This is a genomic window from Hoeflea sp. AS16 (assembly GCF_038900095.1).
Lineage (GTDB): Bacteria > Pseudomonadota > Alphaproteobacteria > Rhizobiales > Rhizobiaceae > Hoeflea.
Genome location: NZ_JBBMQQ010000002.1, coordinates 437,501 through 450,430, shown reverse-complemented (window position 1 = coordinate 450,430; position 12,930 = coordinate 437,501). Strand labels below are relative to the sequence as shown.

8 protein-coding genes, 1 tRNA gene and 2 rRNA genes (1 of these 11 running past the window's edge) are annotated in these 12,930 nt (G+C 59.3%); 6 read left to right on the top strand and 5 right to left on the bottom strand.

Annotation, left to right across the window (positions count from 1 at the left end):
- Positions 1 to 13 precede the first annotated feature (13 nt).
- From WNY80_RS07490 to WNY80_RS07475, 4 genes are read left to right on the top strand one after another with little or no spacing between them, the layout of a single operon-like run.
- Complete coding sequence (locus tag WNY80_RS07490) at positions 14 to 622, top strand: peroxidase-related enzyme (protein ID WP_342886719.1); 609 nt, start codon at positions 14 to 16, stop codon at positions 620 to 622.
- The gene (locus WNY80_RS07485) at positions 594 to 1,733 is read left to right on the top strand and encodes a histidinol-phosphate transaminase (RefSeq protein ID WP_342886718.1); all 1,140 of its coding nucleotides are present in this window, start codon (positions 594 to 596) and stop codon (positions 1,731 to 1,733) included. The genes WNY80_RS07490 and WNY80_RS07485 overlap by 29 nt, the downstream gene beginning before the upstream one ends.
- Positions 1,730 to 3,136, top strand: coding sequence for an FAD-binding oxidoreductase (locus WNY80_RS07480; RefSeq protein WP_342886717.1), 1,407 nt, complete (start codon positions 1,730 to 1,732; stop codon positions 3,134 to 3,136). The genes WNY80_RS07485 and WNY80_RS07480 overlap by 4 nt, the downstream gene beginning before the upstream one ends.
- Complete coding sequence (locus WNY80_RS07475) at positions 3,025 to 3,528, top strand: isocitrate lyase/phosphoenolpyruvate mutase family protein (protein ID WP_342886941.1); 504 nt, start codon at positions 3,025 to 3,027, stop codon at positions 3,526 to 3,528. Before WNY80_RS07480 ends, WNY80_RS07475 begins: the two co-directional genes overlap by 112 nt.
- 14 nt (positions 3,529 to 3,542) lie before the next feature.
- On the opposite strand, the gene WNY80_RS07470 is transcribed toward WNY80_RS07475, so the two are convergent.
- Positions 3,543 to 5,222, bottom strand: coding sequence for a sulfatase-like hydrolase/transferase (locus WNY80_RS07470; protein ID WP_342886716.1), 1,680 nt, complete (start codon positions 5,220 to 5,222; stop codon positions 3,543 to 3,545).
- Positions 5,219 to 5,605 (bottom strand): MarR family transcriptional regulator, encoded by a 387-nt coding sequence (locus WNY80_RS07465; protein WP_342886715.1) that lies wholly within the window; start codon positions 5,603 to 5,605, stop codon positions 5,219 to 5,221. The genes WNY80_RS07470 and WNY80_RS07465 overlap by 4 nt, the downstream gene beginning before the upstream one ends.
- 260 nt (positions 5,606 to 5,865) lie before the next feature.
- Between WNY80_RS07465 and WNY80_RS07460 the strand changes: the two genes are divergently transcribed.
- Positions 5,866 to 6,924: a TAXI family TRAP transporter solute-binding subunit gene (locus WNY80_RS07460; protein ID WP_342886714.1), complete on the top strand. Its 1,059-nt coding sequence runs from the start codon at positions 5,866 to 5,868 to the stop codon at positions 6,922 to 6,924.
- 84 nt (positions 6,925 to 7,008) lie between these two features.
- Positions 7,009 to 9,354, top strand: coding sequence for a TRAP transporter fused permease subunit (locus WNY80_RS07455; protein ID WP_342886713.1), 2,346 nt, complete (start codon positions 7,009 to 7,011; stop codon positions 9,352 to 9,354).
- 485 nt (positions 9,355 to 9,839) lie between these two features.
- Here WNY80_RS07455 and WNY80_RS07450 read toward each other — a convergent pair.
- From WNY80_RS07450 to WNY80_RS07440, 3 genes are all read right to left on the bottom strand, one after another.
- Positions 9,840 to 9,916 (bottom strand) — tRNA-Met (locus WNY80_RS07450).
- 206 nt (positions 9,917 to 10,122) lie between these two features.
- Positions 10,123 to 10,237, bottom strand: a 5S ribosomal RNA gene (rrf, locus tag WNY80_RS07445).
- Positions 10,238 to 10,367: 130 nt separating this feature from the next.
- A 23S ribosomal RNA gene (locus tag WNY80_RS07440) occupies positions 10,368 to 12,930 on the bottom strand (it continues 235 nt past the right edge of the window).

Below are 12,930 nucleotides of genomic sequence, written 5' to 3'. Positions count from 1 at the left end.
AAGAGGAAACCCCATGCCTTGGATCGAAACCGTTCCCTATGAAGAAGCAACCGGCAAGCTGAAGATGCTGTATGACCGCGTCAAAGGACCGGACAACAATGTCGACAACATCATGATGATGCATTCGCTGCGCCCCCACTCGATGGAAGGGCACATGGCGATCTACAAATACGTGCTGCACCATTCCGGCAACACCATTCCCAAGTGGTTTCTGGAAGTGCTCGGTGTCTGGGTCAGTTCACTCAACGAATGCAACTATTGCGTTGACCACCATTTCGCCGGGCTGAAGCGCCTGCTGGCTGATGATCCCCGCGCCGATGCAATCCGCGTCGCCATTGAAACCCGCAATGTGGATGCGGCCCCGCTGGACGATGCGCAGAAACTCGCCATGGAATACGCCCGTCAGTTGACCCGCGATCCGGGCGGCATGAAGGAAGACATCGTCATTCGCCTTCGGAACGCCGGCTTCAGCGATGGTGAAATCCTGGAGATCAACCAGGTCAGCGCCTATTTCGGCTACGCCAACCGCACGGTTCTCGGGCTTGGCTGTTCGACCAAGGGCGACATCCTCGGGCTTTCCCCCAACAAGTCGGATGATCCCGACGCCTGGAATCACTCCTAGAAGGTCTTGCCAGATGAGCCTCCCTACCGCCCGTGTCCGTGCGATCACGTTCCCGCCGCCACCGATCACCGCCGAGCCTGACAGCCCGGAGGGCGCCGGGCTGGCGCGGCTGCATCTGAACGAAGCGCCCATGGGCCCTTCCCCCAAGGCACTGGCGGCGGCGGTTGCGGCACTGGCCTATGCGCATCGCTATCCCGACCATGCCGCGTCCGAACTGATCGGGCGGATCGCCAAAGCAACCGGGATCGCGGCAGATTGCATCTCTGTCGGCAATGGTAGCGGGGAGATCCTCGTTGCCCTTGCGCAGATGGTGACAGACCCCGGCGATGAGGCCGTGTTTCCCGCGCCAACCTTTCCGACCTGCGGCAAGGGCGCTCAGATCGCGGGAGGCCGGTTGATCAATGTGCCGTTGCGGGCCGATGGCGTGAACGATGTGCCGGCGATGCTCGACGCGATCACCGATCGCACGCGGCTGTTTTACCTTTGCACCCCCAACAACCCGACCGGTGGAATACTGCCTGCCGAAGATCTGGCCCTTGCCGCGCAGAAGGTGCCGGACGATTGCCTGCTTGTCGTGGACGAGGCCTATTTCGAATTCACCACGGCACAGGATGGCGCGGACGCCCTTTCGATCCTGCGCAACCGAACCGCCCCATGGGTTGTGACGCGCTCCTTCTCCAAGGCCTATTGCCTTGCCGGGCTGAGGGCGGGGTATGCGCTGTGCAGCAGCCGTGAAATCTGCGATGCGCTCTGGACCTTGCGGCCCAATTTCAACATCAACCGCCCCGCGCTTGCGGCGGCGTCTGCTGCCCTGGCCGACACTGAACACCTGGCGGCCGTTCTCGATCACGCCAACACCGAGCGTGCTCGCCTTTCCGGGAGCCTTCGCGCTCAAGGATGCAAGCTGTTCCCGGGTGCGACGAACTTCCTCACCTTTCAACCTACGGGCAATGCAAACGCCATCGCCGCGAGGTTGAAGGAGCAAGATGTCGTGGTGCAGGCGTTGCCATGGCCCGACGCCGACGGCTCCTTGCGTGTCACCCTGGGTAGCCGTGAGGAGAACGACCGTTTCCTCGCCTTATATGCCAGCGCCGTTCAGGATCCCGCATGACCTTCGATCTGACCGTGCTGTCGCAGCGCTTGGGAGCAAATCAGGTGCTCACCGAAGCGGCGGACATGGCCAAGTACCTTGCCGACCCGCTGGGCGCCGATGTCGTCGCCCCCCTCGCCGTAGTGCGACCGGATTCGACCAAGGCCGTTGCCGACACCGTCAAATGGTGCACCGGCCACGGTATCGGCATTGTGGTTCAGGGTGGGCTGACCGGTCTGGTCAGCGGCGCGGTGCCGGTGAGTTCCTCACCCTGCCTGATCCTGTCGATGGAACGCATGCGCGCGGTTCGTGACCTCGATCCCGTCAACCAGTCGATCACCGTCGAAGCCGGCGCTGTACTCGCCGATGTGAAATCCGTGGCCGAACAGGCGGGGCTCTACCTGCCACTCAGTCATGGTGGCGAAGGTTCGAGCCAGATCGGCGGCAACCTGTCCACCAACGCCGGAGGGATCAACGCGCTGCGTTACGGCACGGCCCGCGATCAGGTGCTGGGACTGGAAGTCGTTCTGCCAGATGGCAGCATCTGGAACGGATTGCGCAAACTGCGCAAGAACACCGCGGGCTATGACCTCAAGCACCTGTTCATCGGGGCCGAGGGCACGCTCGGCATCATAACGGCCGCAGTCCTGAAACTCCGACCGCTCCCGACCCAGCGCGCAACAGCCTGGATCGCGCTGGAGACACCCGAGGCGGCACTGAGCCTGCTGCAAATCCTGCAAACCCAGCTGGGCGAAACATTGTCGGCCTTTGAGCTGCTGTCGCATACCGCGATCGATCTTGCATTGGGCATGCCGGGCACCCGCCTGCCGCTCGACCAGCCGGCACCATGGTATGCCCTGATTGAAACAGAGACCGCTGCGGCCGCATTCGCACTTGAACCCGCATTGCTCGAAAGTCTTGGGGCTGCATTGGAGACCGGGTTGATTTCCGACGCGGTGCTGGCGCAATCACAGGCCCAGCGTCTGGCTTTCTGGGCGCTGCGGGAAGCCATCGCGGCCGCGTTCATCGAGGACAAGACCAGCATCAAGACCGACACTGCGGTTCCCGTCAGCGAGATCGCGGCCAGCATTCACAGCACCACCGGGAGCCTGACAGCCTATCTCCCCGGCGTCCGTTGCGCACCCTTCGGCCATGTCGGCGACGGCAACATCCATTTCAACGTGCTCCGCCCCGTGACGATGACATCGGCCGAGTTCGCAAAGCACGTCCCCGGGATACGCTCGATACTGGAATTAGAGGCCTTGAAATTCGGCGGCACCATCAGCGCCGAACACGGCATCGGCACGCTCAAATCGAAGGCCCTCGCCGGCACTCAGGATCCGATCGAACGCGAAATCATGCAGCGGGTTCGCGCCGCCTTCGATACCGGTTCCTGTTTGAACCGATCTGCGACAGGACTGTAGGCACTGCTCTCCGCACCAGCCCGGATTCCGTTGCTTGTTCGGTCGTTCCAAATGTCTGGCACACCGTGCGCAGCTTTGAACGCGCCGACGCCAATGCAATCCAGTTGGAGGATCAGGTATTTCCCAAGCGCTGCGGCCATTTCGAGGGCAAGGCTGTGATCCCCGGCGAGGAAATGGCCGAAAAAGTACGGGCCGCCGTCGAAGCCCGCAAGTCGGATGATTTCCTCGTGATTGCACGCACGGACGCCTGTGCCACGCATGGTTTGGATGAGGCGATGTGCCGGGCCGAGCTGTTCATCGAAGCAGGCGCCGATCTTACTTTTGTGGAAGCACCGCGCGAGATCGACGATTTTCCAGGGGCGCAGGTCTCCTCATCCGAACCTCTCATTTGAGGTCCGGATGAGGATTATTCGTCATTACCCGCAATTGCTGGTCTGGACGCCGCCGCGCCAACTGGCATGAGGCTGCTGAAGGGTTTGCCCGTGGTCTCTTCGTATTCGGCCTCGTCCCAGAAGCCGATCAGGATTCCGATTTCTGCCGCCTTGCCCTGGCGTGCCAGAACATCCGATGTCGCGGTGATCCGTGTGTGATGCTGCAATGACCAGGACAGCAGCGCCTTTTCCATCTTCGCCCGGATTTCCTCGTGCTCGGGCGCGTCAGAGCCGCCCAGATCAATGAGCTCGTGTGGGTCGGATTCAAGATCAAACAGCACCGGCCGGAAGCCTTCGCAGCGGATATATTTCCAGCGCCCGTCAAAGATCATCACCGTGCGCGCATCCTCTTGCGCAACGTTCAGGGCGCTTGCCATTTCAAAGCTGGAGTAATCATGTTCGCTGATGGCGTAGCGGCGGGAAAAACCGTCCGTTTCATGCAGCAGCGGCGTCAGATCCCGTCCTTCGACCACATGAGGTTTCGCCGGGCATCCCAGAGCGGCCATGAAGGTCGGGGCGAGATCGATCATTTCCACCAAGGCGTCAGACGTGGTACCGCGCGTTGGGTTCGCCTCTGGCCGGGGATCTGCGATGATCAGCGGCACTTTCGCCGCGACCTCGTGGTAGAAATCCTTGTCGCCCATCCAGTGATCGCCCATGTAGTCGCCATGGTCCGAGGTGAACGCGATGATCGTATTCTCGGTCAGCCTCTTTTCGTCCATCCAGGCAAACAGCCGGCCCAGATTGTCGTCCAGCTGTTTGATCAGTCCCATATAGGCAGGGATCACATGCTCGCGCACATGATCGCGCGAGAAGCTGCGGCAGACCCGCGCCTCCTGGTAGGCCCGCAGCAACGGATGATCGGTGCCCCGTTCTGCCTGCGACCGGATCGGGTCGACAATATGCTCGGGGCCATACATGTCGTGGTAGGGCGCAGGAACGATATAGGGCCAATGCGGCTTGATGTAGCTCAGGTGGCAGAGCCACGGCTTGTCGCCCTGCATCGCTTCGGTCATGAAATCCATCGCCCGGTTGGTCATATAGGCGGTTTCCGAGTGTTCCTCGGGCACGTTGGCGGGCAGGCGCGAATTCTTCAGCAGCCAGGCCGACATCAGCTCGCCATCCGGGTCCAGGCCGGAATTGGCAAAATCTTCCCAGGGGTTGTCGGACTTGTATCCAAGGCCGACCAGATAGTCGTCATAGGCCGACCAGTGCTGGCGGGCACTGTCGGGGTGCAGGCCGTCGTCGCGCTCGAACGGTTCAAAGCCACATTCGGAGACACGCACACCGATTTCGCTGGCCGGATCGATGCCAAGCCAGGCCATGCCCTCGCGATCCGCGATCATATGGGTCTTGCCCACCAGCACCGCCCGGGCGCCGGCTTCACGCAGGTGGTCGCCAAGTGTCGGCTCTCCGACACGCAGGGGCATGCCGTTCCAGGTCGAGCCATGGCTGCGGACATAGCGTCCGGTATAGGCCGACATCCGCGACGGGCCGCAGACAGGCGATTGCACATAGGTCCTGGTAAATCGCACGCCGCGGGCCGCCAATGCATCGATATGCGGGGTGTGGAGATGCGGGTGGCCGTAACAGCTCAGATAATCGAACCGCAACTGGTCAGCCATGATCCACAAGACATTCGGCGTATCGGTCATTCTGTCGGCTCTCTTTTCACAATCGTGTCGATGGGGCGTCGCAGCAGGTTTTCGAAACGGTCCAGAAACTCGATAAAGGTGTCGATTTCCTCGGCCGAGAATTCTGCTTTCAAGGCATCACGCCGCTGCTTCATAATCGGGGCTGCGGTTTCATAGGCAATTCGTCCCGCCTCTGCCAGTGCGACGACGACCTGCCGCCCGTCGATGCTGTCGCGGGTCATGGTGACAAACTGCTTTTTTTGCATCGCAGGCAAGGCCCGGCTCAGTTGCGAATGATCGGTGCGCTGAATTTCGGCCAGGTCACGGATCGTCATCGGGCCGGCTTCATACAGATCCCACAGCACCCGCCATTCGACGACGGACAGTCCGCCCGCCCGCTGCAAGATGCGTTGCCCCTGCAGCCGGGAGGCCGCGTAGGTCGCAGGCAGGCGCGAAAACAGGTTTTGCTGTTCGCGTACCCGCCGTTGCCTGATCCGTTCTGCCTGCCGTGTCGACGGTTGTTTCATTGCCGCTCCCCCATGGCCGAAGTAGACACTGAAAAAAAATGCGTGACAAGTCATATATTATCTGTAACGTTTCACGAACAGCTCCTGCGAAAAGGGGCGCAGCACCTTTGGAGGGGTGCTCAACAGGGAGGAACATCATGATTAGAACCGCACTTCTGGGGGCGACCCTTGCGCTTGCCCCGCTGAGCGTTGCCGCGCAGCAGGTCACCCTGACTTCCGAGACGTCGAGTGTCGGATCGTCACCGCATTATGTCGACACCACCCTTGCTGCCGTATTGGAAAGCGCAGGCGTGGCGACGGTGCAGATCACCGAAGGTGCGACGCTGACCAATTCGGTCCAGGCGGTCGCCGAGGGGCGGCTTGATATGGCCGCCTCACCGCTGATCCTTCCGTTTCTGTTGTCCCGCGGGATTGGCCCGTTCAGCGGCGTCGGACCGGAAAAGGGTGCAGAACTGGCCAACAACATCCGGGTGATTTTCTTTCACGCCGGATCGCACCAGATTTTCGGCCATTACAACTCCGCCAGGATTGACGACATCCGCAAGCTCGATGGCCTGCGCATCTGGAATGGTCCGCCGCGCGGAGCGGCGCTGACATCCGGACGCGCCATGATCCAGCTTCTGGCCGGCCTGAAGGACGGCGAAGGTTATGAGGGTGTCCAGACCCCGTGGCCCGACGCCATCTCGACAGTGACCGGCGGCGGAGTTGACGCCTGGACCTCGCCTGACGGCCTGCCCTCCGGTCGTCAGATCCAGATCGCCGCAGCAGGCGGCACGACACTCTACGATATCCCCTCGGACCTTCTGGAGAGCGAGTTGGGACAGCAGATCGTCGCAGCCCCCGGGCACGCACCGTTCTCCATGCCGGTTGAAAAATACAGGGCAGCCTATGCCGGCAACGACATCACCATTGTCACCGATGATGATACTTTTGACAGCTACGCCACGGCCTTTGGTGAAATCGTCCCCGCCGGCATGGATGAACAGTTGGTGTATGACATCGTCACGGCCTTCCTTGCCGCGCAGGAGCGGTTTGAAACCAGCTCACCCATCGGTCCGAACCTCGCTTTGACGTTTGGTGATGTCGACGGGGTCAGCCAGGGCGCTTGCGGTGTCGTGAAGGTCAAGATGCATCCTGGTGCGATCCGCGCCTACGAGGCAGCAGGCCACAAGATCGCTGACTGCTTGCGTCCATAATGGCTTCAGTCCGGCTCCGGGACACCCGGGTAACTCCGTGGCGTTCCGGAGCCGGACGTTCTCTCCGTCGACTGGATCCCTGCCGTGACATTTGAAAGCTTGCCGCGCCGTTCGACGGGACGCTACATCGCCATGGTTTTGGCGCTGATCCTGGTACTGGTTGGCATGGTCAACACCATGCCCGAAATTGCCGGCCTGCAGGACTGGGCCCGCAGTGTTACGGGTCAACCTTACTTTCGCGTGTCGGGTTTCCCGACCGAGTATTTCTTTCCACCCGTATTCTTGCTGATGATGACCATCGTGGTCTTCGATGCCAGCATCTACAGGGCGTGGAAGGTGGATAAGCCGCATTTGGCCTGGCTGGGTCTGGCTCTGGATCTGGGGCTCTTGCTGGCGGCTTCTCTGGCAGCTTTCGGCTATCTGGTCGAGGTCGACAGTGTCTGTCTGATCGATCAGATCACCGGCGAACGCGCCCGCCTTATTGCAGAGGCCGCATCCCGCTCCGACGTCATCCCCGGCATCTCGTTTGATGCTGAAGTGCCCGCATGTCAAACCCGCTTTGGCGTCTGGACCCTGCCGCTGCTGTTCACCATCATCACGCTGTTTTTCCTCTACAATGTGCGCATCTGGGGTCTGCCGCTGGTCATCGTGGCCAGTACGGTGGTGCTTTACACCGTCGGCACAGCGCTGATCTGGGTGTTTGATCTTTCCGACAACAACTTCCTGCTGACCAAGCTTGGGGCCGATGGCGGCGACGTGATGGCCGCGGCCACCCAGAAGGCGACCAACATTTTAATCTCGCCCGACGGGTTCATGGGCCGGTTCATGGACATCGTCGTCAATCAGGTCTTTCCCTATGTCATCCTGGGAGCCCTGTTTGGATCCTCGGCCGGAGGCACATCCCTGATCAAGCTGGCCGTGCGCCTGACCCGTCACCTGCGTGGTGGCCCGGCACATGCGGCAATCGTCTCCTCTGCCCTGTTCGGCACCATTACCGGCGGGCCGGTGACCAACGTGCTCTCCACCGGGCGGCTGACCATCCCGATGATGATGCGCAACGGGTTCAGCAAATATTTCGCGGGCGGCGTCGAGGCGGCGGCCTCATCGGGCGGGCAGATCATGCCGCCGGTGATGGGCGTGGCTGCATTTGTTCTCGTGGCTCTCACTGCCGTGCCTTACACCAAGGTGATCACGGCAGCGTTTCTGCCTGCCATGGCGTTCTTCTTTTCGATCTTTCTCGCGGTAATGTTCCAGGCTCGGAGGGACAAGATCGTGGCGATGAAAGAGATCCCCGAAGACCTCGTCATGCACCGGCAGGACTGGCTCAACCTGGTCATCATCTTTGTCCCCATCCTGGTCATCCTGTTCCTGCTTCTCGGCAACAAGGATGCTGTCGGACTGGGTCCTCTGGGTTGGCTGCTGGGCGCTGAAACTGCGCTGCAGGACGGTGTTCGGGTCGTCACCGAACGCAGCGGTATGCTGCAGACCGTGGTCAATGCAACCGGAGATGCGGTTTCTGCCGGGTGGTGGGCGGTAGCTGCCCTGGTCCCCCTGCTTTTCCTCGACCCCGGAACCCGCGCGAAACCGTCGAAAGTGCTTGTTTCGCTCGCGGAAGGCGGAATTCTGATTTCTCGCCTGTTCCTTTTGCTGTTCGCGGTATCGATCATTGCCGCCTTCCTCAATGAAAGCGGCCTGACCGGCGAATTGACCCGGGCAGTGACCACATGGCTGGAAACGGCCAACATGCTCAGTATCTTTGGCTGGCAGATCCCGATCGCAGGCGGCGTTTACCTGATGCTGGCGCTGGGCTGCGCCATGCTGTGCGCAATTCTTCTGGGCATGGGAATGCCGACGGTACCGGCCTATGTCAATGTGGCGCTGCTGCTTGGCCCGCTGCTGGCCAATCTGGGCGTCAGTTTCTTCACCGCACACATGTTTGTCTTCTATTTTGCCGTGGCTTCGGCCATCACGCCGCCGGTTGCCGTCGCCGCCTTCGCCGCGGCTTCGATCACCGGCGGAGAACCGATGCGCACCGGACTGGCCGCCGTGCGCGTGGGCATCGTGATGTTCACGATCCCCTTCATCTTTGCCTGGTATCCGGAGATCCTGCTGATCGAAGAGGCCGTCACCATCACCAATGCTGCGGGCCAGAAGGTGCTGATCGAGGGCTACTCGGGCCAGACCGACTGGCTCCAACTGGGCCTGTTGCTCACACGGCTGGCCCTCTGCCTGTATCTGGTTGCCTCGGCGCTGGCGCGCTTTGACAAGAGCCGGATTTCACCACCTGAAATGTGGCTCAGGCTGTTGCTCGCAGTACTGGTTCTTTGGAAAACGCCTCTGGTCATGGCGATCGGAATCGGCAGCGCCGCAGCCGTACTGGCCTGGCACCACTTCTTGCGCGTCGAGAATGGACAACCATCCCGTCATTGAAATCAATGGCCGGCTAGGGGCTCCATAGAGACCCCGCCAAGGCCATCAACCCAGACCTGCTCCTCCGCAGAAACACTATCGAATTTAAATTGGTCTGCTTCTTATTTGGAGAGGCCGACGATGAAACGATCCAGGTTCACTGGAGAACGAAACATTCGTTACCCGCCAGGTACTTGGTCCTAAATCGTCCGAGAAGGGGCAAGTCAATGCAGAACGGCCCGTCCATTGCCGCTGCGGCAGTCAGGCCGGCCCCATAGCGGTCTCTCCAAACGCAAGCAGCGCCCGTGGGGGCGCTGTTGATGCATTGCTGTATGTTTTGATTTGGTTGCGGGGGCAGGATTTGAACCTGCGACCCGCTGATCCGGCAGGCGATTGCGCAGCAAACGCCGAGAGGATTTCAGGTTATGGCGCATAGTGCGAGGCGCAACCTCGCCAGTAGACGCGAAGCGTCTGCGCCTGCGACGTCTGCATGTCATTTGGGAATTTGGTTGCGGGGGCAGGATTTGAACCTGCGACCTTCAGGTTATGAGCCTGACGAGCTACCGGGCTGCTCCACCCCGCGATAAAGTCTGAGCTTCCGGACAAAGCCCGGTCTTTTGTTTGCCGGTCCTCGAGGTTTTTGGCCTCTGCGGTTCGGCGGGGGCTGCTCCACCCCGCGACAGGCCTTGAGGATTGTCTCAAGGCATAAAAGCAAAAACGGGCCGCGACTGCGACCCGCGGAAGTTCCAATTTTCGTAAGAATGAGAAGATATGTGTTGCGCTTTGCAGACCTGGCAGCGACCTACTCTCCCGCGTCTTAAGACGAAGTACCATCGGCGCTGGGGCGTTTCACGGCCGTGTTCGGTATGGGAACGGGTGCAGCCGCCCCGCCATGACCACCAGGTCGGCAAAGCGCAACATATGCACATGGGCTGCATGTGCAAGTTGATTGAGAAGCTGGCGGATGGCTAATCCTAATGGTTTTGAACACGTCATTGATGCGCATCGTGTTTTGATGGGCACGAGCAATGAGAACAATCAAGCCGATCGAGCTATTAGTACTGGTAAGCTTCACACATTACTGCGCTTCCACACCCAGCCTATCAACGTGGTAGTCTTCCACGACTCTCAGGGAATACTCGTTTTTAGGTTGGTTTCCCGCTTAGATGCCTTCAGCGGTTATCCATTCCGTATATAGCTACCCTGCTATGCCGTTGGCACGACAACAGGTCCACCAGAGATACGTCCATCCCGGTCCTCTCGTACTAGGGACAGATCCTATCAATATTCCTACACCCACGGCAGATAGGGACCGAACTGTCTCACGACGTTCTGAACCCAGCTCACGTACCGCTTTAATTGGCGAACAGCCAAACCCTTGGGACCTGCTCCAGCCCCAGGATGCGATGAGCCGACATCGAGGTGCCAAACAACCCCGTCGATATGGACTCTTGGGGGTCATCAGCCTGTTATCCCCGGCGTACCTTTTATCCGTTGAGCGATGGCCCTTCCACGCGGGACCACCGGATCACTATGACCGACTTTCGTCTCTGCTCGACTTGTCAGTCTCGCAGTCAGGCAGGCTTATGCCATTGCACTCGACGACCGATTTCCGACCGGTCTGAGCCTACCATCGCGCGCCTCCGTTACTCTTTCGGAGGCGACCGCCCCAGTCAAACTACCCACCATACACTGTCCCGGACCCGGATAACGGGCCGCGGTTAGACATCCACGAAGATAAGGGTGGTATTTCAAGGATGGCTCCACGCGAGCTGGCGCCCACGCTTCAAAGCCTACCACCTATCCTACACATGCCTTGGCGAATGCCAGTGTAAAGCTATAGTAAAGGTGCACGGGGTCTTTCCGTCTGACCGCAGGAACCCCGCATCTTCACGGGGAATTCAATTTCACTGAGTCTGCGTTGGAGACAGCGGGGAAGTCGTTACGCCATTCGTGCAGGTCGGAACTTACCCGACAAGGAATTTCGCTACCTTAGGACCGTTATAGTTACGGCCGCCGTTTACTGGGGCTTCGATTCAAAGCTTGCACCTCTCCTCTTAACCTTCCAGCACCGGGCAGGCGTCAGGCCCTATACGTCGTCTTGCGACTTCGCAGAGCCCTGTGTTTTTGATAAACAGTCGCTACCCCCTGGTCTGTGCCACCCTCATCTACTTGCGTAAACAAGGGTCACGCTTCTTCCGAAGTTACGCGTGCAATTTGCCGAGTTCCTTCAACGCAGTTCTCTCAAGCGCCTTGGTATTCTCTACCTGACCACCTGTGTCGGTTTCGGGTACGGTCTATACGGTGGAGCTATTTCCTGGAACCTCTTCGCTGCCTTCCCAATCCAGTAAGGAAAGACAACACACGAGATCCGTCACTACCACCAGGCCCACGAATATTAACGTGGTTCCCATCGACTACGCCTTTCGGCCTCGCCTTAGGGGCCGGCTCACCCTGCTCAGATTAACTTTAAGCAGGAACCCTTGGTCTTTCGGCGAGGGAGTCTCTCACTCCCTTTATCGTTACTCATGTCAACATTCGCACTTCTGATATCTCCAGGAGCCCTCACGGGTCTCCCTTCACAGACTTACAGAACGCTCCGCTACCACGTGCAGTAAACTGCACATCCTCAGCTTCGGTGCATGGCTTTAGCCCCGGTACATTTTCGGCGCAAGACCCCTTAATTAGACCAGTGAGCTGTTACGCTTTCTTTAAATGATGGCTGCTTCTAAGCCAACATCCTGGTTGTTTTGGGAGTCTCACATCCTTTCCCACTTAGCCATGACTTAGGGACCTTAGATGGAGGTCAGGGTTGTTTCCCTCTTCACGACGGACGTTAGCACCCGCCGTGTGTCTGCCGACTAGTACTCCTCGGTATTCGGAGTTTGGTTAGGATCAGTAAGACGGTGAGTCCCCATAGCCCATCCAGTGCTCTACCCCCGAGGGTATTCGGTCGACGCTCTACCTAAATAGATTTCGCGGAGAACCAGCTATCTCCGAGTTTGATTGGCCTTTCACCCCTAACCACAAGTCATCCCAATCTATTGCAACAGATGCGGGTTCGGTCCTCCAGTTGGTGTTACCCAACCTTCAACCTGCTCATGGCTAGATCACTCGGTTTCGGGTCTAATGCAACAAACTAATCGCCCTATTAAGACTCGCTTTCGCTGCGCCTACACCTATCGGCTTAAGCTTGCTTGATGCACTAAGTCGTTGACCCATTATACAAAAGGTACGCCGTCAGGCTTTCGCCCTCCGACTGCTTGTAGGCATCCGGTTTCAGGAACTATTTCACTCCCCTTGTCGGGGTGCTTTTCACCTTTCCCTCACGGTACTTGTTCGCTATCGGTCATGCACGAGTACTTAGGCTTGGAGGGTGGTCCCCCCACGTTCAGACAGGATTTCACGTGTCCCGCCTTACTCTAGGACAAGATTAAGGATTACGTGTACGGGGCTATCACCCGCTACGGCCGAACTTTCCAGATCGTTCCACTTTACTTAACCATGCCACTGGCCTGGTCCGCGTTCGCTCGCCGCTACTGACGGAGTCTCGGTTGATGTCCTTTCCTACGGGTACTTAGATGTTTCAGTTCCCCG